Source organism: Pseudomonas tructae, from assembly GCF_004214895.1.
Taxonomy (GTDB): domain Bacteria; phylum Pseudomonadota; class Gammaproteobacteria; order Pseudomonadales; family Pseudomonadaceae; genus Aquipseudomonas; species Aquipseudomonas tructae.
In genome coordinates this window covers 2767131-2791964 of record NZ_CP035952.1, presented here as the reverse complement: position 1 = coordinate 2791964, position 24834 = coordinate 2767131, and the positions used below count along the sequence as shown (strand labels likewise).

The window sequence follows — 24834 nt, the reverse complement described above, 5'->3', positions numbered from 1 at the left end:
TATTCTAGGCAGACAAGCGTTGCCACTCTCCTCGCGTGCACAGGCCAGCCACCATGCCCCTTACGGTAAAACGCCCCGGACGCTGGACCCTGCGAGCCCTGCTACCCTGGGCTGTGGGCGCCATGCCGATACTCTGCGGCCTGTTGATCATGCACCTGCAAGCCGAACGCGAGCTCCAGGCACGCAGCCAGGACACGGCCCGCCAAGTGGTGGCGCAGGTGGAACGGATCCTCGACAACATCTCCGCCGCAGCCCAGGCCTTGCTGCCACTGGCCGGCTCACCTTGCGACGAAAAAAAGCTCGCCCTGCGCGACCAGGTTACCCGGCGCTCGTTCGTGCGCTCGACCAACCTGGAGTATCGCGGCGAGCTGTATTGCAGCTCGCTGTTCGGCCCTTACAGCGAACCCATCAACACCAGTGACTACGTCGACGGCAAACTCTGGCTGATGAACGGCAACTCGGTCACCCCTGGCCACCCCCTGCTGGTGTACCGGGTGGCCGACGGCGATCGCGGCGCCATCAGCACCGTCGATGGCGACCATCTGCTCACGGCCCTGCACCTGATCGGTCCGCACACCCAGTTGTCGCTGCAGGTCGGCCGTTTCTGGATGGACAAGGATGGCATCGTGCGCGAAGGCCTCGTCCCGGCCGCTGCGACGGCGGCGGTACGGCTCAGCTCGCAGCGCTACCCTTTTGCCATCCACAGTGGTTATGGCGCGGACAAAGTCGGCCAGGTGATGCGTGACGAGTACCCCGCCCTGTTCGGCCTGCTGGTGTTTCTCGGGGTGATTGCCGGCGCCGTGTGCCGCTGGCTGCTGCGCCGGGCCAGTTCACCGCGCGCCGAACTGCAACGGGCCATGGACGCCAATGAATTCCTGCCTTACTTTCAGCCGGTGGTGCGCAAAGGCGACTATCGCTGGGCCGGCGCCGAAGTGCTGATGCGCTGGCAGCACCCGCGTGATGGCCTGGTGCGCCCCGACCTGTTCATCCCCTACGCCGAACACAGCGGCCAGATCGTGCCCATGACCCGCATCCTCATGCGCCGCACCGCCGAGCTGCTGGCACCCCATGCCGCCTTGATGGACGAGGGCTTTCATGTCGGCATCAACATCACCGCCGACCATTGTCAGGACCTGGCCCTGTACGACGATTGCCGGGCCTTTCTGGCCGCCTTCCCGCCTGGGCGGGTACTGCTGACCCTGGAGCTGACCGAGCGCAAACTGATCGTCCCCACCGAGATTACCCAGGCGTTGTTTGCCAAGTTGCATGCCCTGGGAGTGATGATCGCCATCGACGACTTCGGCACCGGCCAGTCCAGCCTCAGCTACCTGCGTCAGTTCAAGGTCGACTACCTGAAGATCGACCAGAGCTTCGTCGCCCTGATTGGCGTCGATGCCCTGTCGCTGCACATTCTCGACAGCATTATCGAGTTGTCGGCCAAGCTTGAGCTGGGCATCGTCGCCGAAGGGGTGGAGAACCCGACCCAACGTGACTACCTGGCACGCCACGGCGTCGACTTCCAGCAGGGCTACCTGTTCGGCCGGCCCATGCCGATCGACAGCTTTGTCGAAGCCCTGGCAGCCCAGGTGGAACCCCGGGCACAGCGCGTGGAGGTTGCCGGCTAGGCAACCGCACTGTCATCTATTGCAACCGAGGCATTTGTGTCAAAAGGCATCATTACATCGGTCACGGCGTCGTTCCTGTTCGCCGTGATGTACTACTACACCTCGCTGCTCACGCCGCTCGATGGCGAAGAAGTGTTCGGCTGGCGCATGCTCCTGACCCTGCCCTGCGTGACCCTGTTCATGTTGCTGACCCGCGACTGGCCGCTGGTCACCGGGCTGCTGGCACGGATACGGCAAAAACCGCTGTTGCTGCTCGGCCTGTTCGGAACGTCGTCACTGATGGGCGTGCAGCTGTGGCTGTTCCTCTGGGCACCGCTGCACGGGCGTAGCCTGGAAGTATCGCTGGGCTACTTCCTGCTGCCGCTGACCATGGTGCTGACCGGCCGCCTGGTTTATGGCGAGCGCCTGTCACGCTTGCAAAAGGTGGCGGTGGCCTGTGCCCTGACCGGTGTCGGCCATGAGCTGTACCAGCATGGCAGTTTTGCCTGGGAAACCCTGCTGGTGGCCGCAGGCTACCCGTTGTACTTCGTGTTGCGGCGTCGTTGCGGCACCGACCATCTGGGCGGCCTGTGGGCCGATATGTGCCTGTTGCTGCCGGCTGCGCTGTATTTCGTCATCCAGGGGCCACTGTCGGCCCAGGACCTGGCCGCACACCCGGGGCTGTACGGCCTGATTCCACTGCTTGGGGTGATCAGCGCCCTGGCGCTGATCTGCTACGTGCTGGCCAGCCGCCTGCTGGCCTTCAGCCTGTTCGGCCTGCTCAGCTACGTCGAACCGGTACTGCTGGTGGCCGTGGCCTTGCTGCTGGGCGAGACCATCGGCCCCGACCAGTGGCTGACCTACCTGCCGATCTGGCTAGCGGTGCTGGTGCTGATCCTCGAAGGCGTCAGGCACCTGCTGCGGCACCGGCGGCGTTCGGTGTAAGGCGTACCTGGCGTACCCGGCGCTCTTCCACCGCTACCACGGTCATCTTCCAGTCGTTCCAGACCAGGCTGTCGCCCACCATCGGCAAGCGGTCGAGCAAGCTCATGACCAGGCCCGCCAGGGTCTGGTAATCCTCGGTCGCTTTGGCGGCAAAGCCGGTGCGGGCCTGGATCTGGCTGAGGTTCAGGGCGCCGCTGACGATAAAGCCCTGCTCGTCCTCGACGATGCCCGGCCCCTCCACTTCACTGGCATCGGGCAGCTCGCCGGCAATCGACTCGAGGATGTCGGTCATGGTCAGCACACCGGTGAAGTCACCGAACTCGTTGACCACGAAGGCAATGTGCGTCGACTGGCCGCGCATCTGCTCCAGGGCATTGAGGATACTGAAGCTCTCCAGCAAGTTCAGCGGCGTACGCGCCAGGCTCTCGAGGTCAGGCTGGTTGCCGGCCAGCAGTTCCTTGAGCAGTTCCTTCTTGTGCACGAAGCCCAACGGCTCCTCGATGCGACCGTCGCGGATCAGCGGCAGGCGCGAATAAGAGGAATGCATCAAAGCAGTACGAATCGCGTCGGCTGGCTGTGCCAGGTCAATGGCGTCGACCTCGGCGCGCACGGTCATCAGGGTCTTGATCGGCCGTTCGGCAAGGTTCAGCACACCGCTGATCATCACCCGCTCGCGACGGTCGAACAGTACCTGCTCCTCACCACCCTCGACCAGATCGGCAATCTCCTCGCCGACCTCGTCCGCCTCGATCCGCCGCCCGCCGAGCAAGCGCAATACCGCATGGGCAGTACGCTCGCGCAGCGGCCGATGCTGCTGCAGGCTGCGCTTGCGGCGGGCACGGGCCAGCTGGTTGAACAGCTCGATGAGGATCGAGAAGCCAATGGCCGCGTACAGGTAGCCCTTGGGTATGTGGAAGCCCAGGCCTTCGGCGGTCAGGCTGAAGCCGATCATCATCAAGAAGCCCAGGCAGAGCATGATCACTGTCGGGTGATTGTTGACGAAACGCGTCAACGGCTTGCTGGCAACGATCATGATACCGATGGAGAACACCACCGCGATCATCATGATCGACAGCTCTTCGACCATACCCACCGCAGTGATCACTGCGTCCAGGGAGAACACCGCATCGAGCACCACGATCTGCGCCACGATCGGCCAGAACGCGGCGTGGCGCAGGCTGCCGTTGTGCTGGGCGACATGCCCTTCGAGGCGCTCGTGCAGCTCCATGGTGGCCTTGAACAACAGGAACACACCACCCAAGAGCATGATCAGGTCGCGACCGGAGAAGCTCTTGCCGAAGATATCGATCAGCGGCGCGGTGAGGGTCACCATCCACGAAATACTGGCCAGCAGGCCCAGGCGCATGATCAACGCCAGCGACAGGCCGATCACCCGCGCACGGTCGCGCTGATGGGGCGGCAGTTTGTCGGCGAGGATGGCGATGAATACCAGGTTATCGATACCCAGTACCAGTTCCAGCACAATCAGCGTGGCAAGGCCCAGCCAGGCCGTGGGGTCGGCTAGCCATTCCATGGGCGATCACTCATGTGCAAGAACAGACGGGAAACGTCACAAGGACGGGAGAATGGCCGGGACGGCCAGGTACTGGGGGGCTCCGAGAACGAAGTCATATCAACCTGAAATCAATTGGGGATGTGATCCTACAATTGCAGCAGGCTTTTCTCACAGCATGAAACTATTTCAAATTCTGTATAGCGCTACCCGGTGGGAGCAACTGTCGGTGGGAGCGGGCTTGCCCCGCGACAGCCCGCTCCCACACGGGATCTGTGTTGAGGCCTTTCCATGGGCCATAGAATCTCCAATACCCGCACATCAGCTCTCGGCATCGTGCACGACCACCAGCAGTTGCGCCTGAACCTCGCCCAGCGAGCGCAGCCGGTGCGGGGTCTGGGCGTTGAAATACAGGGCATCGCCGCGCTCCAGGACCACTCGCTCATTCATGAAGTCGACTTCCACCTGCCCCTCATGGACGAACAGGAATTCTTCACCCAGGTGCTCCTTGAACGAAGCATCGCTGAATTCATGGGCCGGGCTGATGATGAACGGCAGCAGGCTGCGGCTGCCGATTTGCGTGGCCAGCACCGTGTAACCCGGCCCCGCCAGGGTCTGGCGCTGGTTGTTGCGCACCAGGCTGTAGCGGGCCTGGCCTGGCTGGTCTTCGGCGAACAGCTCCTCGACATTGACGTTCAAGGCCCGCGCCAGCTTCAGCGCCGCAGCGATTGACGGGGTATTCAGGCCGCGCTCGACCTTGGACAGGTAGCTCTTGGTCATGCCCGACAGTTCGGCCAGCGCTTCCAGGGTGATCCCCAGTTTTTTTCTCAACAGTTTCAATCGGATAGACATGTAACGCAGTTTTCCCAATGCCATGGGCATGTTTTTTCTTGCCAATGACACAATGTGTCATATAGCCTTTGTTGTGTCATGCGATTAACCACCCCGTCACCTTCCAAGCAACCGGGGTGGACACGCCCTGACGCCCCATCACGCCACCGAGGATAGCCCCATGGCCAAGACAATGGCACTCCCCAAGGACCAACTGATCCAGAAGGCCCTTCAGCAGATGCAAGGCTCGCTTGCCGATAATACGTGGACTGTGCGCGAAAAGCTGGCACTGACCTGTCGGATTCTGTTCGACAACGGCCACGATTCCGGCCTCGCCGGGCAGATCAGCGCCCGCGGCCCGCAACCCGGCACCTTCTACACCCAGCAACTGGGCCTGGGTTTCGATGAAATCAGCGCCAGCAACCTGTTGCTGGTCAACGAAGACCTGGAAGTGCTCGAAGGCCAGGGCATGCCCAACCCGGCCAACCGCTTCCACAGCTGGGTATACCGGGCCCGGCCGGATGTGAACTGCATCATTCATACCCACCCGACCCACGTCGCCGCCCTGTCGATGCTGGAAGTGCCGCTTGCGGTCTCGCACATGGACCTCTGCCCGCTCTACGACGACTGCGCGTTTCTCGAAGCCTGGCCAGGCGTACCGGTGGGCAACGAAGAAGGCGAGATCATCAGCGCCGCCCTGGGTGACAAGCGGGCGATCCTGCTCTCGCACCACGGCCAACTGTCGACTGGTGCCAGTATCGAAGAAGCCTGTGTGATCGCCCAGTTGATCGAGCGCGCGGCCAAGCTGCAACTGCTGGCCATGGCCGCCGGCACGATCAAGCCGATTGCACCTGAGCTGGGCCGTGAAGCCCATGACTGGATCTCCCGGCCAAAGCGCCACAGCGCCGCCTTCAACTACTATGCGCGCCAGTGCCTGCGGGTCCATGGCGACTGCCTGAACTGATTGCAGCCGTTCTCATCTACCTTGCGGAGCAAATTTCATGTCCAAGACTTTTCACGGCATCATCGGCTACACCATCACCCCGTTCAGCGCCGACGGCGAGCAGCTTGACCTCGACGCCCTGGGGCGCTCGATCGATCGCCTGATCGAGGGCGGCGTGCATGCCATCGCGCCGTTGGGCAGCACCGGCGAAGGCGCCTACCTGAGCGACCTGGAGTGGCAGCAGGTGGCCCGCTTCAGCCTGGAGCACATTGCCGGGCGAGTACCGACCATCGTCAGCGTCTCCGACCTGACCACCGCCGGGGCGATCCGCCGCGCGCGTTTTGCCCAGGCCCATGGCGCCGATGCGGTGATGGTGCTGCCGGCCGCCTACTGGAAACTCACGGAAGCGGAAATCTTCGAGCACTATCGGGCCATTGGCGCCAGCATCGAGCTGCCGATCATGCTCTACAACAACCCGGCCACCAGCGGCACCGACATGTCGGTGGAACTGATCCTGCGCATCGTGCGCGAGGTCAGCAACGTGACCATGGTCAAGGAGAGCACCGGCGATATCCAGCGCATGCACAAGCTGCAGCAGCTCGGTGAAGGCCAGGTGCCCTTCTACAACGGCTGCAACCCCTTGGCCCTGGAAGCCTTCGTGGCCGGTGCCAGCGGTTGGTGCACCGCAGCGCCAAACCTGATCCCGGCGCTCAACCAGCAGCTGTACCAGGCCGTGCAGGACAATGATCTGAAGGCTGCCAAGGCTGTGTTCTATCGCCAGTTGCCGCTGCTCGAGTTCATCCTCAAGGGCGGCCTGCCGGCCACCATCAAGGCAGGCCTGGGCATGAGCGGCTTGCCGGTCGGTGAACCGCGCAAACCGGTGTTTGCCCTGGACCAGGCCGGCCAGGCGTACTTGCAGGGCTTGCTCAAGCAATTGAGCTAAACGGCTCATGCGCTGTCCGGCGCTGGTAACGGCGCCGGATTTTCTGATTCGCCACAGTATCAGGGAGTACTCCTACACCTTGCGTTGAAATCCCATCTGGGTCGCCTCACGCCTCGCTCCTACCATTCGAAGGCCTTACTGGCCAAACCTTCGTAATGACAGGACCGTCTCAATGAACATCAGGACTTTTTCAGGCTACACCCTGGGCTTGCTTGCCTCGGCCATGGTGCTCGCCAGCACTGCCAATGCCGCACCGCTGACCCGTGACAACGGCGCTGCGGTGGGTGACAACCAGAACTCGCAAACGGCCGGCAGTAGCGGCCCTACCCTGCTGCAAGATGTGCAACTGATCCAGAAACTGCAGCGCTTTGGTCGCGAGCGCGTGCCTGAGCGCGTCGTGCATGCCCGCGGCACTGGCGTGCACGGTGAGTTCGTGGCCTCCAGCGACATCTCCGAGCTGACCCGGGCCAAGGTGTTTACCCCAGGTGAGCGAACCCCGGTGTTCGTACGTTTCTCCTCGGTGGTCCATGGCCTGCACTCGCCGGAAACCCTGCGCGACCCGCGCGGTTTCGCCACCCGCTTCTACACCGCCGATGGCAACTGGGACCTGGTTGGCAACAACTTCCCGACCTTTTTCATTCGCGATGCGATCAAGTTCCCTGACATGGTCCACGCCTTCAAACCCGATCCGCGCAACAACCTTGGCAACGACGCCCGGCGCTTCGATCTGTTCTCGCACATGCCTGAAGCCACCCGCACCCTGACCCTGCTCTACTCCAACGAAGGTACGCCACTGAGCTACCGGCACATGGACGGCAACAGCGTACATGCCTACAAGTTCGTCAATAGAGATGGCCAAACCACCTACGTGAAGTTCCGCTGGAAGACCCTGCAAGGCCAGAAGAATCTTGATCCCGCCGAAGTGGCCAAGGTGCAGGGCCATGACTTCAGCCACATGACCAGCGACCTGGTCAGCTCGATCAACCGCGGCAACTATCCGAAATGGGACCTGTACATCCAGACCCTCAAGCCCGAGCAATTGGCCGGCTTCGACTTCGACCCGCTTGACCCGACCAAGATCTGGCCCAATGTGCCTGAACGCAAAGTCGGACAGATGGTGCTCAATCGCAACGTCGGCAACTTCTTCCAGGAGACCGAACAGGTGGCCCTGGCACCGTCCAACCTGGTCCCGGGCATCGAGCCGTCGGAGGACCGCCTGCTGCAGGGCCGCCTGTTCTCCTATGCCGATACCCAGATGTACCGGGTCGGCGCCAATGCCGCCGGCTTGCCGATCAACCAGCCCAGGGTCAAGGTCAACAACGGCAACCAGGATGGCGCCCTGAACGCCGGGCGCACCGTCGGTGCGGTCAATTACGAGCCAAGCCGGCTGACGCCACGCCCCTCGAGCGAGTCGGCGCGCTACAGCCAGTTGCCGTTGAGCGGTAGCACCCAGCAGGCGGGCATCGAGCGCCAGCAGAACTTCAAACAGGCCGGCGAGCTGTTCCGCGCCTACGACAGCAAGGGCCGTCGCGACCTGATCAACAGCTTCGGTCAGTCACTGGTCACCGCCGATGATGCCAGCAAGCACATCATCCTTTCCTTCCTGTACAAGGCCGATCCGGAGTATGGCAAGGGCGTGGCCAAGGTTGCCGGCGGCAACCTGGTGCGGGTCAAGCAGCTGGCGGCGCAGTTGCAGGACTGAGCATGCGCTGGCGATAACTGCCGGGGCTCTCGCCGGTCCACTTCTTGAACGCCCGGTGAAACGCGCTGGGCTCCTGAAAGCCGGTGTGCTCGGCCACTTCGGCAATACTCAGGTGCATCTGGCGCAGGCATTCAAAGGCCATGGCCCGGCGCACCTGGTCCTTGATCTGCTGGTAGGAGCTGCCTTCGCGCTCCAGTTGCCGGCGAAAGCTGCTGGGGCTCAGGCCCTGGCGCTCGGCCATGGCCAGCAAGGTCGGCCATTGGCCGTACTGGCGAGCGCGCAGGTAGCGATAGACCTGGGCCACCTGGCCATTCTGGTTACGGTAGCGAATCACCAGCCATTGCGGTGCGCTGCGCAAAAAGGTCTTCAGCGCAGCCAGGTCCTGAACCACAGGCAAGCGCAGGTACTCGGCGGCAAACTCGATCTCGGTGTGGCCACAGCCCAGCTGCACGTTGGCGCCCCACAGCAACGGGTCGTCCTCCTGGGCCGGGCGCAGGTCGGTCAGCGCCGTGCGGTCGATGACGATGCGCCGCCCGGCCAGCCAGCACAGCAGGCTGATCACCAGGGCCAGGAAGGTTTCTTCGGCATAGACCCGGGTCAACGGGTCGGCAATAGCGCTGCGCAGGCTGACCACCGCACGCGCGCCCTTGATCGTCAGCGTGGCGCGTATGTCACGCAGGAACAGGGCAAAGTTGTTCAGGCACTGGCGCAGGGCCTTTTCCAGGTTGGGTTCCTGGATCAGGCCACGGCAGATCAGGGCAAAGCTGCCCAGCGGCATGCCATGGCTGTCGAGGTTGAAGAATTCATCGTCAAGGGCCTCGATCAGGATCAACCACAACCGCGCAAAGGCCGACGCCGGCACCCGCGCTGCGGGGACTTGCAGCAGTGCAGGGTCGATGCCGGCGCTGCTCAGCAGCACCGCTGCCCGTTCGGGCTGGGCACGTAGGGCGTGAAGCATGGTGTGGACGAAGTAGATGGCGACTGTATCGTTTTCCCGCATGGCGGTTTCCGCAAGGGTATGGCAAAAAATACCAGTGTCACTGGACAGTTATGGCATAGGCCCGCGCGCAGGCTTTGCCTAGACTCGAAAACAACCTGAAGGTGGCTGTGGGCAGCATTCTGGCAGAGGCCAGGCCTGCCCCGCCACGCTTTCGCACACTGGAGTCGACCATGAATACCCCGGACATCTACGTAGTCAGCGCCGTTCGCTCGGCCATCGGCAGTTTTGGCGGCGCCCTCAAGGACCTACCCTTGGCGGACCTGGCCAGCAGCGTGGCCCGCGCTGCCATTGAACGCGCAGGCGTGGCGCCGGAACAGATCGGCCATGTGGTGATGGGCAACGTTATCCCTACCGAGGCACGCGACGCCTACCTTGCGCGGGTGGCGGCAATGAATGCCGGCATCCCCAAGCAAACCCCGGCCTTCAACGTCAACCGTCTGTGCGGCTCGGGCCTGCAGGCCATCGTCTCGGCGGCGCAGAGCCTGCTGCTGGGCGATGCCGAAGCGGTGCTCGCCGCTGGCGCCGAATCCATGAGCCGTGGCCCTTACCTGCTGCCGCAAGCCCGCTGGGGCGCGCGCATGGGCGATCTGCAGGGCATCGACTACATGCTCGGGATCCTTCACGACCCCTTTGCCGGCTTTCATATGGGCATCACCGCCGAAAACGTTGCCGAGCGCAATGGCATCACCCGGCAGATGCAGGATGAACTGGCCCTGACCAGCCAGCGGCGTGCGGCCCGGGCAATTGCCGAAGGGCGCTTTGCCAGCCAGATCGTGCCGATCGAGATCCCCGGCCGCAAAGGCCCGGTGCGCTTCGAGGTGGACGAGCACGTGCGCGTCGACGTGACCGCCGAGCAACTGGCCGGCATGAAAGCCGTGTTCAAGAAAGACGGCACGGTCACCGCCGGCAATGCCAGCGGCCTGAACGATGGCGCCGGCGCCCTGGTGCTGGCCACCGCTGATTTCGTCAAACGCCATAACCTCAAACCACTGGCGCGCCTGGTGGCCTACGCCCATGCTGGGGTTGAGCCCGAACTAATGGGGCTGGGCCCGGTACCGGCGACCCGCAAGGTGCTGGAAAAGGCCGGTCTGACGGTCGCCGACCTTGATGTGATCGAGTCCAACGAAGCCTTTGCCGCCCAAGCCTGCGCCGTCGCGGGCGAGCTGGGCTTTGACCCGGAAAAGGTCAACCCCAACGGCTCGGGCATCTCCCTCGGCCACCCGGTCGGTGCCACCGGGGCGATCATCGCCACCAAGGCCATCCACGAACTGCAGCGCATCGAGGGTCGTTACGCCCTGGCAACCATGTGCATCGGTGGCGGCCAGGGTATTGCCATCGTCTTCGAACGCGTCTGAACCAAGGAATTGAATGTGACTATTGCAAACATTGCGGTGATCGGTGCCGGCACCATGGGCAACGGCATTGCCCAGGTGTGCGCCGTGGCCGGTTACCAGGTCACCCTGATCGATGTCTCTGACGCCGCGCTTGAGCGCGGTGTGGCCACCTTGCGCAAGAACCTCGAGCGCCAGGTCAGCAAACAGACCCTGGCCGCCGAAGACGCAGCCGCTGCCGTGGCACGGATCAGTACCAGCACAGACTACGCACGCCTGCAACACGCCGAGCTGGTCATCGAAGCGGCGACAGAAAACCTCGAACTCAAGCTGCGCATCCTCAAGCAGATTGCCGCAAGCGTCAGCGACCAGTGCGTGATTGCCACCAACACCTCGTCATTGTCGATCACCCAACTGGGCGCGGCGGTCAGCCAGCCTGAGCGCTTCATTGGCGTGCACTTCTTCAACCCGGTGCCGATGATGGCCCTGGTCGAGATCATCCGCGGCCTGCAAACCAGCGATGCAACCCACGCCAAGGCCCTGGCCCTGACCGAAAAAGTCGGCAAGACCCCGATCAGCGCCGGCAACCGCCCAGGCTTCGTGGTCAACCGCATTTTGGTGCCGATGATCAACGAAGCCATTTTTGTGCTTCAGGAAGGCCTGGCCAGTGCCGAAGACATCGACACCGGCATGCGCCTGGGCTGCAACCAGCCGATCGGCCCGTTGGCCCTGGCCGACCTGATCGGCCTGGATACCCTGCTGGCGATCATCGAGGCCTTCCATGAAGGCTACAACGACAGCAAATACCGCCCTGCTCCACTGCTCAAGGAAATGGTTGCCGCCGGCTACCTTGGGCGCAAGAGCGGCCGCGGCTTCTTCACTTACTCCTGATCCTAGCCCTACCAAGGAGCCCTGCCATGGACGCCGCTTTGCGCTGTGCGAACTTCGAAGAGCGGCGTGACAAGGCCCTTGAACTGTTCGCCGAGAAGGGTTTCGGCCAGGTCAGCATGCGCGAACTGGCCGCGCACCTGGGGCTGACCGCCGGCTCCTTGTACCACCATTTCCCAAGCAAACAGCACTTGCTGTTCGACTTGATCGAAGAGCTCTACGAAGAACTGCTGGCCACCCTCAAACCGCAACGCCGTACCCAGCAGCAATCCCTGGGCGAGGTCATCAAGGCCCACTGGCTCCTGCATACCGAACGGCCGCTGCAGTTTCGCCTGGCCGAGCGTGACCTGTGCTGCCTGAGTGGCGAACAGCAAGCGCACATCAGCCAACTCCGGCAACAGTACGAAACGGCCTTGCTGCGCCTGCTGGCGCCCAGGGCATCGCTGGGCAGCAAGGCACTGCACGCCAGCGCCCATGTCACCGCCAAGCTGCTCAACAGCCTGCCCGGCTGGCTGCAAGCCTCGCAATTGCAAGAGGCCGAGGGCCTTGCACTGATGGAAAGCCTGCTGCTGGGCGGGATTGAACGGACCTTACGGCCTGACGCCATGTGACAGGCCGGGCGCTACTCATTGGGAAACACACTGCGCTGGCCATTGTCACCCGGGCGATGGAAAAACATCACCTGGGCGCCGTCGCCGCCCAGATGGCCCGCGCGATTCCAATGGCTGGACAGATGAATGTAGCGTGTACGCAGCAACAGCTCTTCTTCTGCCGTCAACCCTGGCGCAGGTTGCTCACCCAGGACATACGCACGCAGCTTCGTGGCAATGCCCTGCAACTCCTCGGGCAAGCCTGGGCCTTGCCTATCGTCCAGCGCGCGCAACGGCGCACCGTTGCGGACCCCTAGTTCATGCATGATGCGCAAGTAGATCAACGATAAGCCGGCAAAGACTTCGCGCTCGCAGCGTAACAAGGCAATCACCCGCTTTTGCGGATATAGGTCGCGTTTTGGCACAAAGGGCAGGTCCTCTGACCAGGTCAGCGTGTCGACCGGCAACGCCTGCCATGCCAAGCGATTGTCCAGGTAGTCTTGTTGTGTTCGCAGATAGGCCTGGCTGCGTTCATTGGCCAGGCTGCGTGGTTCGACACTGGTGCGTGGGCGCACCAGCACCACCTGTTCGCGCACTCGCGCAGGGTAACCGCCCCCCACATCCGAATGCGCGCCGGGTACGGTGAAGTCGTTGTCGGTGCGCGTGAGCGGGAAATTCCTGCGCAGTTCATCCCGGGCCGCCAACTGCACGATGGTGCGGGCGGTTCCGGCCTCGAGTTTCATTTCGACACCGGAGTAATCAGCATTGGCAGGGCTGAAGTTACCGTTGAGCACCGCCACGATGGCTGCCACAGAATCGAAAAGGCCAATGAACTGGATGTTCAGATTGTCGTTGGCATTCCAGTCGAAGTGCTCGCAAAGCAGCGTTAGTCGTGCCGGCCAGCGTTTGGCCAGGCCGCTGTTGCTACCTTTGCGCAAGTCATTGGCAAAGTGCCTGGCGGCGGCAGCCCCTCGGCTGAAACCAAACAGATCGAACTGCAGTGCATGGACCTTTGCCTGCGGGTGGTTATCAGACCAGTGGTGCAACTGCTGCAGAACCTGCTGATGCGCCTGCGCTGTCCGAGCAATCACCCCGGTTCGGTAACGACCGCTGGCCTTGGCCAAGGGCGAATCTGCCCCTGCGTTCGTCGTACCGACTCCCTCGATGTAGACCTTGAGGACGTCCTGGCTTGGCTGATACGACTCGTACAAGCGCGCCACGTTGGTCTTGTCGCTGCCGTAGCTGTTGTCCGGGGCATTACCTTGCCCGTCATATCCATACCTTTCGCAATGACGCAGTATTGCCTCGCGTTGATCCTCAAGCCCGGCCCCCGGATCCAGGCAGTGCGCAACGAGACTGCTGTTGGCCAGGTTGTTGCCCGTGCCATCGAAGAACACACCGATGCGCAGGCTGATGCCAGTGTTCATATGCCCATTCCCGGTGACCATTCACAGGGTAGCTATCGAACATCTTCCGCATCGAGAAGGACATCAGCCAGCCACGATGGAGGCCGTAGGAAGTACCAACAGGCCACTAGCGCAACAGTTCCTGGATCTGCTCACCCAGTGTGTCCAGGTCAAAGGGTTTGGCCAGGATCGGCGCCTTGAAGGCAATAGGGCTGCCGGAGTCACGGATCTCTGCTGGGTAGCCGCTGATAAAAATCACCTTCAGGTCCGGTCGCAGCCTGAGCGCAGGTTCCGCGATCTGCACCCCGGAAATACCGCCGGGCAAGCGATAATCGGTGACGATCAGATCCAGGTGCGGCTTGCGGGCCAGAATGTCGAACGCTTGCTTGCCGTCCTCGGCCACCAGCACGTGGTAGCCCTCGCCTTTGAGATAATCCTCGAGAATCATGCGGATCGCTGGCTCGTCCTCGACCACCAGCACTACGTCCTGCGCATCTTCACTCATGCCATTGCCTTGTTCGCTGAAATACTCGATTGCCTGTCCATACGACCCCGGCCTCAGGCAGAGGTTGCCTGCTCCCGGTCACTTTCTCGCAGCACCCGGCTCAGCGGCAGGCGCACAGTGAAGGTCGCACCCTCGCCTTCGATGCTGTGCACACCGATATGGCCACCGTGGGCCAGGACAATCTGTTCGCAAATGTACAGCCCCAGGCCCAGCCCGGCGCTGCCCTGGCTGGAGGCGACCCGCTCGAACTGCTGGAAGATCCGTTGCTGGTTGTGCTCGCTGATGCCAATGCCGTGATCACGCACCTCGATGCAGGCCATGCCGGCGTGCTCGAAGGTACGTACCTGTACCGGGCTTTTTGCCCCGTAGCGCAAGGCGTTGGTCAGTAGGTTGGCAACCACCTGTTCGATCCGGAACTCATCCCATACCCCGTTCAAGGGCACACCTGCGTCAAAATCGATAGGCACCTGGACAGCCGCGGCCTGGGCCTGGAAGTTCTCCACCAGGCCGCCGACCAACTGGCCCAGGTCGAACGCGCTGGGGCGGATCGACAGCTTGCCGGTGCGAATCCGCGACACGTCGAGCATGTCCTCGATCAGGCGGATCAGGCTGTTGATCTGGCGCTCGTCGCGCTCGACCATGGCGCGCATCTTGTCCAGGGTAAAGGCTGCGGCGTTGTCCTTGGCCAGGTGCAGCTTGCGCAGCTGGGTTTCGAGGATCAGGCCGTTGAGCGGCGTGCGTACCTCATGGGAAACAATCGACATGAAGTCGTCACGCATGCGCACCGCATGCTCAAGCTCGCCGCGGGTTACCTGTAGCTGCGCCAGCAGCAGCTCTTGCTCCTCGCGGCTGCGTTCCAGAGCCTCCAACTGCTCGCCAAGGGCCTTGCGCTGGCGGAACAGGTCGACGAACACCGCCACCTTGCTTTTCACCGCCAGGTTATCCAGGGGCTTGTGCAAAAAGTCCACTGCACCGCTTTCATAGCCTTTGAAGGCGTAGTTCATCTCGCGCCCGGCGGCGCTGACAAAGACGATCGGGATATTCTTGGTTTTCTCGGTACCGCGCATCAACTCAGCGAGCTCAAAGCCGTTCATGCCCGGCATCTGCACATCGAGAATGGCCAGGGCGAACTCATGTTCGAGCAACAGTGCCAGGGCCTGGTCGGCAGACTGGGCCTGGTGCACCTCACGGTCTTCACCCTTGATCAACGCCTCGAGCGCCAGCAGGTTCTCCGGCAGGTCGTCGACAATCAGCAGTTTTGCTTGTATGTGCCTTAGCATTCAGGGGCTTCCAGGCTGGCGAGCAGTTGCCCGATGCCATTCAAAGGGAGTATGTAGTCAGGCTGGTGCAAGGCCAGCGCCGCCTGCGGCATGGTCGCCACTTGCGCCTCATCGGGGTCCTGGACGATGGTCCGTCCACCTTGCTGCTTGATCCGTGCCAGGCCACGGGCGCCGTCTTCATTGGCACCGGTCAGGAGCACACCGAGCAGGCCCGGGCCATAGGCGTCGGCCGCCGACTCGAAGAGAAAATCGATCGAAGGCCGGGAAAAGTGCACACGTTCTTCCTGGCTCAACGACAGGCTGAAATCACGCTCCACCGACAGGTGATAGCCCGGTCCGGCCACATAGATGATGCCTGCACCAATGTCTTCCTTGTCACAGGCTTCGCGCACCGGGCGCTTGAGCCTGCGCCTGAACACCTCGGCCAGGTGGCTGCGGCGATCGTCCGGCAAATGCAGCACACACAGCAGCGCAATGTCGAACATCGGCGGTAAGGCATGCAGCACCGTGAGCATGGCATGCACGCCTCCGGCCGAGGCGCCAAGGACAATCGCGCGGACCCCGTTCATGATTTGCGGTAGATCCGTTCGGGCTTTGCCAGTGCCTCGAAGGTGCGTGAGTAGGCGGAGAAATCCAGGGTTTCCTTGCTGCCCAGGACCAGAAAGCCGCGATGGCACAAGGACTCGTGGAACAGGCCGAAAGCGCGGTCCTGCAAGGTCTTGTTGAAGTAGATCAGCACATTGCGGCACGAGATCAGCTGGGTTTCGGAAAACACACTGTCGGTGGCCAGGCTATGGTCGGCGAAGGTGACGTTGTCGCGCAGGCTGCCATCGACCATGGCATTGCCATAGGCCGAAGTGTAGTAGTCGCAAAGTTCGCCACGCCCGCCGGCCTTGCGGTAGTTCTCGGCGTACAAGTGCATGTTCTGCATGCTGTAGATGCCCTGCTTGGCCTTTTCCAGGGAGCTGGGGTTGATGTCGGTGGCATAGATGATGGTGCGCTCGAGCAAGCCCTCTTCGCGCAGCAGGATGGCCATCGAATAGACCTCCTCACCGGTGCTGCAGCCGGCGATCCAGATCTTGATCGACGGCCAGGTGCGCAGCAGCGGCACCACTTCCCGGCGCAACGCCAGAAAGTGCTCGGGGTCGCGGAACATCTCGCTGACCGGAATGGTCAGGAATTGCAGCAACTGCATGAACATACCCGGATCGTGCAGCACCCGTTCCTGCAGCGCAGAGACGGTCTTGAGTTCGAACTGGCGCAAGGCATGCTGGATCCGGCGCTTGATCGAGGCGCCGGAGTAGTCGCGAAAGTCATAGCTGTACTTGAGGTAGATCGCTTCGATCAACAGCCGGATTTCAATGTCTGTGTTGCGTTCGATAGTCAAATTCGCTCCAGTTGCGGCAGCCAGACACGGATCAGCGAGAACAGGCGATCCAGGTCAATGGGCTTGGCCAGGTAATCATTGGCCCCAGCTTGCAGACAACGCTCCTGGTCATCCTTCATCGCCTTGGCGGTGACGGCGATGATCGGCAGCTTGCGCCAGCGCGGGTCCTTGCGGATCAGGCGAGTGGCTTCATAGCCATCCATCTCCGGCATCATCACATCCATCAGCACCAGGTCGATGTCTTCGTGCTGCTCCAGGCGTTCGATGGCTTCGCGGCCATTGCGCCCGATTTCGACAATCGCGCCCTTGTGCTCCAGGGCGCTGGTCAAGGCAAAGATATTGCGCACGTCGTCATCCACCAGCAGCAACTTGCGGCCTTCGAAGACCTTGTCGCGGCTGCGGGCGGTCTTGAGCATGCGCTGGCGTTCATGGGACAACTTGGATTCGACTTTGTGCAGAAACAGCGTCACTTCATCGAGCAGGCGCTCTGGCGAGCGCGCGCCCTTGATGATGATCGAGCGCGAGTACTTGAGCAGGTCGGTTTCTTCCTCGCGGGTCAGGTTGCGCCCGGTATAGACGATCACCGGAGGGAACGCGCGGATGTCATCGTCGGACATGCGCTTGAGCAACTCGTTGCCGAGCATGTCCGGCAGCTTGAGGTCGATGATCATGCAGTCGTAGATGTTCTCGCGCAGCAGCTCCAGGGCCTGCTGGGCCATGCCCACGGCGGTGATCTCGATGTCCTCGTCGCCGATCAGGCGGGCAATGCTTTCGCGTTGCAGGTCGTCGTCCTCGACCAGCAGGATATGCTTGAGCTTCTGCGTAAGCTTGGCTTCCAGGCGGGCAAACACCTGCTTGAGCTCTTCGCGCGTAGCCGGTTTCACCGCATAGCCGATGGCGCCCATGTGCAGCGCCGCCTCGACCCGGTCCTCGACCGAGATCACATGCACCGGGATGTGCCGGGTGCTGGCCTGCTCCTTGAGGCGCTGCAGTACGGTCAGCCCGGAGTGATCGGGCAGGCGCATGTCCAGCAGCACCGCATCGGGGATGAAACTTGCGGCCAGCTCAAAGCCTTCATCGGCGGCCTGGGCCACCAGGCAGCTGTAGCCCAGTTCATGGGCCAGGTCGAACAGGATCCGGGCAAAGTTCGGCTCGTCTTCGATCACCAGGATGCAGCGATTGCTGAACGGGGCCTGGTCGCGGTCGTCGGCAAAGCTTGGCGCCTGGCGTGGCACCGCTTCTGAGACAGGGTCCAGCACGATGGGCGTGGCGACGATCCGCGCAGGCTGATGAATGATCACCGCCCGGCCCTGGTCAATAATCGGCTCATAGCGCTCCGGCAGGATCAGGCTGAACACACTGCCGTTGCCCAGGCTGCTGTCGACGCTGATCTGGCCACCGAGCAACTGTGCCAGGTCACGCGAGATCGACAAGCCCAGACCGGTCCCGCCATAGCGGCGGTTGGTGGTGCCATCGGCCTGGTGGAAGGCTTCGAAAATACTCTGCTGCTGGTCGGCGGCAATGCCGATGCCACTGTCACGTACCGAAAAAACAATGCCGCTTCCGGCCTGCCAGCCTACGCTCAGGCTGACTTCGCCGCGCTCGGTGAACTTCACCGCGTTGGACAGCAGGTTCTTGAGGATCTGCTCCAGGCGCTGACGGTCGGTGTACAGGGTGGGCGGCACCTGCGGCTCGACCACGACGCTGAAGCTCAGTTGCTTCTCGCCGGCCAAGGGCTCGAACAGCGTGCGCAGGCCTTCGGCCAGGCGCGCCACATGGGTGGTTTCCGGGCGAACTTCAAGCTTGCCGGCTTCGACCTTGGCGATGTCGAGAATATCGTTGATCAGGTTCAGCAGGTCATTGCCCGCCGAGTAGATCGACTCGGCAAACTTGACCTGTTCGTCGGAGAGGTTCTCTTCGGTGTTCTCGGCCAACAGCTTGGCCAGGATCAGCGAGCTGTTGAGCGGCGTGCGCAGTTCGTGCGACATATTGGCGAGGAACTCGGACTTGTACTTGCTCGAGCGCTGCAACTCTTCAGCACGCTCCTGCAGCTCGACCTGGGCCTGGTTCAGCTCGCTGTTCTTGTGGTCCAGGGCATCGCGCTGATCGGCCAGGGCTTCAGTGCGCTCGGCCAATTGCTCGTTGGTCTGCTCAAGTTCGGCCTGCTGGATTTCCAGGTTGGCCTGGGACTCCTTGAGGACCCGCGACTGCTCTTCGAGCTCTTCGTTGGCGGTTTTGAGTTCTTCCTGTTGCACCTGCAGCTCTTCGTTGAGCTGCTGGGTTTCGGCCAGGACTTCCTGCAGGCGCTGGCGGTAGCGGGCGCTCTCGATCGAAGTGCCCATGTTGCCAGCCACCAGCTCCAGGAACTCGATGTCGCGTTCATCCAGGCTGCGCAAGAAGCCCAGCTCCAGCACGCCGTTGACCAGCCCGTCGTTGCTGGTCGGCATCACCAGCACGCTACGCGGCAAGCCTTCGCCCAGGCCGCTGCTGACCTTGAAGTAATCGCTGGGCAGTTCATCCAGGCGCAGCAGGCGTTCCTGCATGACCGCCTGGCCAAGTATGCCTTCATGGCTGGCGATGATCTGCTCCTGGGCCGCCTGCTCACTGGACAACCCGTAAGTCGCCACCCGGCGCAGGTTGCCATGCTCGTCGCGGGCATACATCGCACCCACCGCGCTGCCCAGGTAGCCGGCAAAAAACTGCAGGATGTTATTACCCAGCAGCGGCAGGGTCAGTTGCCCCAGCACCCGGCCAGCCAGCTCGGTCTGCCCGGTGCGCAGCCAGGCCTGGCGCTCCAGGCGTCGGTTGGCACGCTGCTGGTCGTCAAGGCTGGCCGCATAACTGCCGGACAAGGCCAGCAAGTCGCGGCGCCCCAGGTAGGCCAGCAAGCCACTGAGCAGGATGACAAACACCAGGTAGGCACTGATTGACACCACGGTGGTGGTGTTGACCGACTCGTTGCGCGCCACCCGCAACTGATGCTCCATGGCGATGAAGGCATCGAACTCCTTGCGGATCTCATCGGTTATGCGCTTGCCGCGCCCTGAGCCGATGGCCTCGCGATAATTGCCGTTGTCGCGGCGCAGGCTGATCATTGCACTGGCGTAGGTGTTCCACTCATCCTGCAGGCTTTGCACGCGCGCCAGGCGCTCGACTTGCTGCGGGTTGTCCGCCACCATCTGCTCCAGGCCCTTGATACCGGCGCCCACCCGCGACTTGGCCACCTCGTAGGGGTCAAGAAAACGCTCGTCGCCAGTGAGCAGGAAACCGCGCATGCCGGTTTCCATGTCGATCGACAACTTGATCGTCTCGTTGGCATTGTTGATGACCCGGTCGGTGTGCTCGACCCACTGGATGGCCGACAGCAGGTAGCTGATGATGGTGATGAACACCACGGCACTGAGCAGTCCGACCCCCAAAGGCAGACCGACGTTGCGGGCCAGCAGTTTACGGAAGCTACGCTGATCGATTGAGGCTGGTTGAATCATCTCAAGACGCCCAAGCAAAGAATGCAAACGAAAGAGTGTGGCCCAATGTGCGAGTAATCGTTCTATTTCCCCAGCAAAAGCCATTCTGCCAGCCTTTGCTACTCCGAGTCTAAACGCCTTTGGCAATTATGCAGGGCATTTAGCCAGCATTTGAGAGGCACCCGCGGCAAACGTTCCCTACTTTTTCATCAGCCGCTATGCTGATCAACCGCAGGTTTTTTGCACGCCGAGGGAACTTCGGGCGACCTGTGGCTTACAGATAGTGAACAAACCCTTGTACAGGAATACCGCCATGCCCCGGACATCCCCGCCCCTGCTCGTCGTCGAAGATGACGACATCGTGCGCATGCTGATAGTCGAGGTGCTGCAGGAGCTGGACTACGAGGTGCTGGAGGCTGCCAATGCGCAACAGGCGCTGACTATTTTGCAAGACTCGCAACAACCCCTGGCCTTGATGATGACCGACGTAGGCTTGCCGGACATGGACGGCAAGGCGCTGGCAGCAAAGGCCCGGGAACTGCGCCCGGAACTACCGGTGCTGTTCGCCAGCGGCTATAACCAAAGCCTGGACCTACCGCCAGGCATGCAGCAGATCGCCAAGCCATTCAGCATCGACCAGTTGCGCGACAAAGTGCAGGATGTCCTCGAGCAGCGCAATGGTGGGAGCGGCGGTGCGGCGGTCCGACTTGCCCCGCGATAGCGGTCCGTCAACCTCATCGCATCGCGGGGCAAGCCCGCTCCCACTGTGCCCAAGGCTGCATGGAATCTGCTTTAATACGCGCTTTTGCCAAGGTTCCCGATCCCATGCCCGCCACCGCCCTCAATGTCCTGGTCATTGGCTACGTCTGGCCCGAGCCGCGCTCTTCGGCTGCTGGTTCGCACATGATGCAGATCCTTGAAAGCTTCTTGCAGCGTGGCTGGCGTATTACCTTCAGCAGCCCGGCCACCGTCGGCGAACACAAGGCGGACCTTGCCAGCCTGGGCATCGCCGAGCAAGCCATTACCCTCAACGACAGCAGTTTCGACCGCTTCGTCAGCGAGCTGGCCCCGGATGTGGTGCTGTTCGACCGTTTCATGATGGAGGAGCAATTCGGCTGGCGCGTGGAGAAACACTGCCCCAACGCCCTGCGCGTGCTGGAAACCTCCGACCTGCAAAGCCTGCGCGATGCCCGTCAGCAACTGTTGCGCCGGCGTTTAATCGAAGGCCTGGACCCCAACGATTTTCGCGCCCTGTTCGCCACCTCCGGCCCCGACCTCTATCGGCAGATGGCCAGTGCCGACCTGACGCTACGCGAACTTGCGGCCATCTACCGCAGCGACCTTAGCCTGATGATCTCCGACGTCGAGATCGACCTGCTGCTCAACGGCTTCGGTGTACCCGAGCACCTGCTGCACTGGTGCCCGTTGATGCTCGACGCACCCAGCGAGCCGTTCAAGCCGTTCGCCGAGCGCGCACATTTCCTCAGCATCGGCAACTTCCGCCATGCCCCCAACTGGGACGCAGTGCTGTGGATGAAGAACAGCCTGTGGCCGATGATCCGCCGGCGCCTGCCACAGGCGCAGCTGCATATCTACGGTGCCTACACCCCACCCAAGGCCACGGCACTGCACAAGCCCGCCGAGGGCTTTCACATCATGAACTGGGCCGAAGATGCCCTTGAGGTCATGAGCAACGCGCGCATCTGCCTGGCACCGCTGCGTTTTGGCGCCGGGATCAAGGGCAAGCTCACCGACGCCATGCAATGCGGCACTCCCAGCGTGACTACTCCTATCGGCGCCGAAGCCATGCATGGCGCCCTGCCCTGGCCCGGCGCCATCGCCCAGACCGCCGAAGGTCTGGCCGAAGCCGCCGCCACCCTGTACAGCGACGAAGCGCGCTGGAACCAGGCACAACAGGACGCACGGCGCTTGCTCGGCGCACGCTACGACCGGCGCCAGCACGCCAGCGCTCTGGTCGAACGCATCGAGTACGCTCTGGCCGACCTCGACCAACACCGGCTGTTCAATTTCACCGGCGCCATGCTCCGCCATCACCAGCACAAAAGCACCCAGTACATGGCCCAGTGGATCGAGGCCAAGAACCGCCTGGCTACAGCGGCCGACGCAGCAGATAAGTGTCCATGATCCAGCCCTTGCGTGCCCGCGCCTGTTCGCGGGCAGCGAGGATCTGCGCCTTGACCTCCTGCAACGGCCCGGCAATCACCAGCTGATCGGCAGTGCCCAGGTAGGCGCCCCAGTAGATGTGCAACTGCGGGTCATCCAGCCCGGCAAAGGCGCACTGGCCATCGAGCATAACCACCAGGTTGTCGATACGCAGCTGTTCGTCCAGGCGCCGCCCGGGCAGCACGGTCAGCGGCTCGCCGATACGGTTCAAGGGGATGCGATGCGCAGCGGCCAGGGCCTGGACGCTGCTGATGCCAGGGATCACCTCAAGCTGCAGCGCGATGCCCATCGCCTGCACCAGCTCAAGAATCCGCAGAGTACTGTCGTACAGCGTTGGCTCGCCCCACAGCAGGAAAGCACCACATTCACCGTCAGCCAGTTCATTTTCGATCAGCTTGGCGTATAACGCCGCGCGCTGCTGGTGCCAGTCCTGAACAGCGCCAACGTAATCACTGGCAGCGCCATCGCGCAACGGATCCTCGACCTGCACCAGGCGATAGCCAGGCTGCTCGATGTAACGTTCAAGAATGTCCTTGCGCAGTTGCAGCAACTCATCCTTGAGCGCGCCCTTGTCGAGCACAAAGAACACCTGGGCACGGTTGAGCCCGTCGATGGCTTCAAGGGTTATCTGGCGCGGATTGCCCGGCCCGATTCCTATCAACAGCAGTTGTTTCATTGCACGTAGACTCCATGGCTCGGCCAGCCCCTATAGTCGGCTGGCCGAAGCACAATGGCAACGTACGGCTGTTTAGAGGATCGAGAAGTTGTAGCTGACGATCACCCGGGTTTCATCCATGTCGCGGGCATACTTCTCATAGTTGCTGCGATAGGTGGAGTTACGCAGGCGTACGCTGACATCCTTGAAGGTGCCACTCTGGATCTGGTACTTGAGCTCACTGTCGCGCTCCCACTCCTTGCCCTCGGCCAGGCTGCCCGGGACCTTGATATGGTCACCGTTGATGTAGCGGGTCAAGAAGCTCAGGCCGGGCACACCCATGGCCTTGAAGTCATAGTCATAGCGCAACTGCCAGGAACGCTCCTGGGCTGCGGCAAAATCGTTGACCTGGGCGTAGTTGACCAGGTACGGGTTGCTGCCATCGAGGTACGGCATGGCGTTCTCGCCATACATACGCTGCCAGCCGGCGCTGAGCTTGTGGCCACCCAGGCTGTAGCCGAGCATGCCGCTCAAGGCGCGGTGATCGATATCGCCGGCGCGGGCACGGCCGATGTCATCACTCTTGATCAGGCGCAAGTCCGCCGACAGGCTGCCGACGCGCAGCGGCTGGCTGGCAACCAGACCAAGGAAATGCTGGCGGTAGATGTTTTCAAGCTTGGCCACCTGGTACTGCGCGCTCAGGCGATCGTTGAACCTGTAGTCGACCCCGGCCATCTCGAAATGGTCGGCAGTCGTGTCGCAGGCATAGCGCTTGTTCTTGCAGTGAACGCGAATGTCCTGGCGGTCGGTAGAGTCCCGCGCGGTGTACTTGTCCAGGCGCGCGACGGTGAACTTCAGGTTGCTGATTTCTTCCGACGTCAGCATCGCCCCGTGGAACATGGTTGGCAGCAAACGCCCATCGTTGTATTTGAGCAACGGCATGTCGGGCATCATCGAGCCGACCTTGAGCACGGTCTGCGAGTAGCGCACTTTACCGGCCACGCCCATCTTCGCGTACTGGTCTTCAGATCGACGCGGATCATGCCCACTGGAAGGCAACAAACCACTGTTGCTGTCGGCGGGACTGGAGTCGAGTTTGATCCCGAGCATACCCACGGCGTCCACACCAAAACCTACAGTGCCTTCGGTATAGCCTGACTGAACATTCAGAATAAAGCCTTGAGCCCATTCTTCGCGCTTTGATGCCCCTTGAGCGGAATTGGTATGACCATCACGAAAGTCGCGATTGAAATAAACGTTGCGGGCTTCGATCTTGGCACTGCTGTCTTCGACAAAACCGGCAGCTTCTGTCGAGACGGCAGCAAACATCGCGAGCAGGCCAACAAGGCTGCGCCCGGGCGCGAGAGGGTATGGGGCAAACATGAGAAGCAACATCCGAAAGAAAGGCAAAAAACAACCGGCGCAGATCCCTGCACCGACAATGCAGCCAACGCCGATGGCAGTCGACGATGACCGACAATCATCGCGCAAGCGCTCTGCAACAGGCCATTGGACCATGGTCTAAGCCACCTGGGGCATCCTCGACTAGTTCCTTGGCCAGCGTCTAAGGCTAATTAATTAAGTTCCACCCCTGGCAATATAAAAGTTTAATGTTTACCCGCCGCGCGAGCACTACTACACTCTTTTTAGTGCGATGTTG

The 24834-nt window shown here is 62.0% G+C and carries 21 protein-coding genes and 2 pseudogenes; 11 read left to right on the top strand and 12 right to left on the bottom strand.

Features of this window, described 5'->3' with window-relative positions:
• Positions 1-53 precede the first annotated feature (53 nt).
• Together EXN22_RS12855 and rarD are read left to right on the top strand one after the other, a co-directional pair.
• Positions 54-1625 carry an EAL domain-containing protein gene (locus tag EXN22_RS12855; RefSeq protein ID WP_130264410.1) on the top strand — a complete coding sequence of 524 codons (1572 nt, stop codon included), beginning with the start codon at positions 54-56 and terminating at the stop codon, positions 1623-1625.
• A 36-nt stretch (positions 1626-1661) separates the two neighbouring features.
• Positions 1662-2549 carry an EamA family transporter RarD gene (rarD, locus tag EXN22_RS12850; RefSeq protein ID WP_130264409.1) on the top strand — a complete coding sequence of 296 codons (888 nt, stop codon included), beginning with the start codon at positions 1662-1664 and terminating at the stop codon, positions 2547-2549.
• Here rarD and EXN22_RS12845 read toward each other — a convergent pair.
• The gene (locus EXN22_RS12845; RefSeq protein ID WP_130264408.1) at positions 2512-4083 is read right to left on the bottom strand and encodes a TerC family protein; all 1572 of its coding nucleotides are present in this window, start codon (positions 4081-4083) and stop codon (positions 2512-2514) included. The genes rarD and EXN22_RS12845 overlap by 38 nt on opposite strands.
• 300 nt (positions 4084-4383) lie before the next feature.
• Positions 4384-4914 (bottom strand): helix-turn-helix domain-containing protein, encoded by a 531-nt coding sequence (locus tag EXN22_RS12840; protein WP_130264407.1) that lies wholly within the window; start codon positions 4912-4914, stop codon positions 4384-4386.
• Between the two features lie 160 nt (positions 4915-5074).
• Between EXN22_RS12840 and EXN22_RS12835 the strand changes: the two genes are divergently transcribed.
• The 3 genes from EXN22_RS12835 (at position 5075) to EXN22_RS12825 (ending at position 8481) form a co-directional block, all read left to right on the top strand.
• Entirely contained in the window at positions 5075-5857 is a 783-nt protein-coding gene (locus EXN22_RS12835) for an aldolase (protein ID WP_130264406.1), read from the top strand.
• A 37-nt stretch (positions 5858-5894) separates the two neighbouring features.
• Positions 5895-6779, top strand: coding sequence for a dihydrodipicolinate synthase family protein (locus EXN22_RS12830; RefSeq protein WP_130264405.1), 885 nt, complete (start codon positions 5895-5897; stop codon positions 6777-6779).
• Between the two features lie 223 nt (positions 6780-7002).
• A complete protein-coding gene (locus tag EXN22_RS12825) occupies positions 7003-8481 on the top strand; it encodes a catalase (RefSeq protein WP_407691970.1) in 1479 nt (492 codons plus the stop codon).
• On the opposite strand, the gene EXN22_RS12820 is transcribed toward EXN22_RS12825, so the two are convergent.
• On the bottom strand, positions 8450-9481 hold the full coding sequence (locus tag EXN22_RS12820) for an AraC family transcriptional regulator (protein WP_130264403.1): 1032 nt from the start codon (positions 9479-9481) through the stop codon (positions 8450-8452). The two genes, EXN22_RS12825 and EXN22_RS12820, sit on opposite strands and share 32 nt — an antisense overlap.
• Positions 9482-9651: 170 nt before the next feature.
• On the opposite strand from EXN22_RS12820, the gene EXN22_RS12815 reads away from it, so the two are divergent.
• The 3 genes from EXN22_RS12815 to EXN22_RS12805 are packed head-to-tail and all read left to right on the top strand — an operon-like array spanning position 9652 to position 12311.
• Positions 9652-10836, top strand: coding sequence for an acetyl-CoA C-acyltransferase family protein (locus EXN22_RS12815; RefSeq protein WP_130264402.1), 1185 nt, complete (start codon positions 9652-9654; stop codon positions 10834-10836).
• A gap of 15 nt (positions 10837-10851) precedes the next feature.
• Positions 10852-11703, top strand: coding sequence for a 3-hydroxybutyryl-CoA dehydrogenase (locus EXN22_RS12810; RefSeq protein ID WP_130264401.1), 852 nt, complete (start codon positions 10852-10854; stop codon positions 11701-11703).
• A 26-nt stretch (positions 11704-11729) separates the two neighbouring features.
• Positions 11730-12311 carry a TetR/AcrR family transcriptional regulator gene (locus EXN22_RS12805; protein ID WP_130264400.1) on the top strand — a complete coding sequence of 194 codons (582 nt, stop codon included), beginning with the start codon at positions 11730-11732 and terminating at the stop codon, positions 12309-12311.
• 11 nt (positions 12312-12322) lie between these two features.
• On the opposite strand, the gene EXN22_RS12800 is transcribed toward EXN22_RS12805, so the two are convergent.
• From EXN22_RS12800 to EXN22_RS26670, 7 genes and pseudogenes are all read right to left on the bottom strand, one after another.
• Positions 12323-13717: a phospholipase effector Tle1 domain-containing protein gene (locus EXN22_RS12800; RefSeq protein WP_165392208.1), complete on the bottom strand. Its 1395-nt coding sequence runs from the start codon at positions 13715-13717 to the stop codon at positions 12323-12325.
• 106 nt (positions 13718-13823) lie between these two features.
• Entirely contained in the window at positions 13824-14201 is a 378-nt protein-coding gene (locus EXN22_RS12795; RefSeq protein ID WP_130264398.1) for a response regulator, read from the bottom strand.
• Between the two features lie 53 nt (positions 14202-14254).
• Positions 14255-15481 (bottom strand): hybrid sensor histidine kinase/response regulator, encoded by a 1227-nt coding sequence (locus EXN22_RS12790; RefSeq protein ID WP_130264397.1) that lies wholly within the window; start codon positions 15479-15481, stop codon positions 14255-14257.
• On the bottom strand, positions 15475-16050 hold the full coding sequence (locus tag EXN22_RS12785) for a chemotaxis protein CheB (protein WP_130264396.1): 576 nt from the start codon (positions 16048-16050) through the stop codon (positions 15475-15477). Before EXN22_RS12785 ends, EXN22_RS12790 begins: the two co-directional genes overlap by 7 nt.
• Positions 16047-16868 carry a CheR family methyltransferase gene (locus EXN22_RS12780; protein ID WP_130264395.1) on the bottom strand — a complete coding sequence of 274 codons (822 nt, stop codon included), beginning with the start codon at positions 16866-16868 and terminating at the stop codon, positions 16047-16049. Before EXN22_RS12780 ends, EXN22_RS12785 begins: the two co-directional genes overlap by 4 nt.
• Positions 16865-18094 (bottom strand): annotated as a pseudogene (locus tag EXN22_RS26675) (response regulator); the annotation flags it as partial. The gene EXN22_RS12780 and the pseudogene EXN22_RS26675, both read right to left, overlap by 4 nt.
• A gap of 98 nt (positions 18095-18192) precedes the next feature.
• Positions 18193-20356: pseudogene (locus EXN22_RS26670) on the bottom strand (CHASE3 domain-containing protein); the annotation flags it as partial.
• A gap of 292 nt (positions 20357-20648) precedes the next feature.
• Here EXN22_RS26670 and EXN22_RS12770 point away from each other — a divergent pair.
• Together EXN22_RS12770 and EXN22_RS12765 are read left to right on the top strand one after the other, a co-directional pair.
• Positions 20649-21056, top strand: a complete 408-nt coding sequence (locus tag EXN22_RS12770; RefSeq protein WP_130264393.1) for a response regulator — start codon at positions 20649-20651, stop codon at positions 21054-21056.
• A gap of 104 nt (positions 21057-21160) precedes the next feature.
• On the top strand, positions 21161-22480 hold the full coding sequence (locus EXN22_RS12765) for a glycosyltransferase (protein ID WP_130264392.1): 1320 nt from the start codon (positions 21161-21163) through the stop codon (positions 22478-22480).
• Here EXN22_RS12765 and cobF read toward each other — a convergent pair.
• Positions 22446-23195, bottom strand: a complete 750-nt coding sequence (gene cobF / locus EXN22_RS12760; RefSeq protein WP_130264391.1) for a precorrin-6A synthase (deacetylating) — start codon at positions 23193-23195, stop codon at positions 22446-22448. The two genes, EXN22_RS12765 and cobF, sit on opposite strands and share 35 nt — an antisense overlap.
• A gap of 72 nt (positions 23196-23267) precedes the next feature.
• The gene (locus EXN22_RS12755) at positions 23268-24503 is read right to left on the bottom strand and encodes an OprD family porin (RefSeq protein ID WP_233281707.1); all 1236 of its coding nucleotides are present in this window, start codon (positions 24501-24503) and stop codon (positions 23268-23270) included.
• Here EXN22_RS12755 and EXN22_RS26340 point away from each other — a divergent pair.
• On the top strand, positions 24399-24647 hold the full coding sequence (locus EXN22_RS26340) for a hypothetical protein (RefSeq protein ID WP_233281754.1): 249 nt from the start codon (positions 24399-24401) through the stop codon (positions 24645-24647). The two genes, EXN22_RS12755 and EXN22_RS26340, sit on opposite strands and share 105 nt — an antisense overlap.
• Positions 24648-24834 lie beyond the last annotated feature (187 nt).

Excerpts from the sequence above, each read along its gene's own strand:
- EXN22_RS12845 (WP_130264408.1), bottom strand. The coding sequence starts at position 4,083 with ATGGAATGGCTAGCCGACCCCACGGCCTGGCTGGGCCTTGCCACGCTG.
- EXN22_RS12815 (WP_130264402.1), top strand. The coding sequence starts at position 9,652 with ATGAATACCCCGGACATCTACGTAGTCAGCGCCGTTCGCTCGGCCATC.
- EXN22_RS12790 (WP_130264397.1), bottom strand. The coding sequence starts at position 15,481 with ATGCTAAGGCACATACAAGCAAAACTGCTGATTGTCGACGACCTGCCG.
- cobF (WP_130264391.1), bottom strand. The coding sequence starts at position 23,195 with ATGAAACAACTGCTGTTGATAGGAATCGGGCCGGGCAATCCGCGCCAG.
- EXN22_RS12765 (WP_130264392.1), top strand. The coding sequence starts at position 21,161 with ATGCCCGCCACCGCCCTCAATGTCCTGGTCATTGGCTACGTCTGGCCC.
- EXN22_RS12755 (WP_233281707.1), bottom strand. The coding sequence starts at position 24,503 with ATGTTTGCTGCCGTCTCGACAGAAGCTGCCGGTTTTGTCGAAGACAGC.
- EXN22_RS12825 (WP_407691970.1), top strand. The coding sequence starts at position 7,003 with ATGGTGCTCGCCAGCACTGCCAATGCCGCACCGCTGACCCGTGACAAC.
- EXN22_RS12830 (WP_130264405.1), top strand. The coding sequence starts at position 5,895 with ATGTCCAAGACTTTTCACGGCATCATCGGCTACACCATCACCCCGTTC.
- EXN22_RS12795 (WP_130264398.1), bottom strand. The coding sequence starts at position 14,201 with ATGAGTGAAGATGCGCAGGACGTAGTGCTGGTGGTCGAGGACGAGCCA.
- EXN22_RS12840 (WP_130264407.1), bottom strand. The coding sequence starts at position 4,914 with ATGTCTATCCGATTGAAACTGTTGAGAAAAAAACTGGGGATCACCCTG.
- EXN22_RS12800 (WP_165392208.1), bottom strand. The coding sequence starts at position 13,717 with ATGAACACTGGCATCAGCCTGCGCATCGGTGTGTTCTTCGATGGCACG.
- EXN22_RS12785 (WP_130264396.1), bottom strand. The coding sequence starts at position 16,050 with ATGAACGGGGTCCGCGCGATTGTCCTTGGCGCCTCGGCCGGAGGCGTG.
- EXN22_RS12770 (WP_130264393.1), top strand. The coding sequence starts at position 20,649 with ATGCCCCGGACATCCCCGCCCCTGCTCGTCGTCGAAGATGACGACATC.
- EXN22_RS26340 (WP_233281754.1), top strand. The coding sequence starts at position 24,399 with ATGACCATCACGAAAGTCGCGATTGAAATAAACGTTGCGGGCTTCGAT.
- EXN22_RS12855 (WP_130264410.1), top strand. The coding sequence starts at position 54 with ATGCCCCTTACGGTAAAACGCCCCGGACGCTGGACCCTGCGAGCCCTG.
- EXN22_RS12835 (WP_130264406.1), top strand. The coding sequence starts at position 5,075 with ATGGCCAAGACAATGGCACTCCCCAAGGACCAACTGATCCAGAAGGCC.
- EXN22_RS12805 (WP_130264400.1), top strand. The coding sequence starts at position 11,730 with ATGGACGCCGCTTTGCGCTGTGCGAACTTCGAAGAGCGGCGTGACAAG.
- EXN22_RS12820 (WP_130264403.1), bottom strand. The coding sequence starts at position 9,481 with ATGCGGGAAAACGATACAGTCGCCATCTACTTCGTCCACACCATGCTT.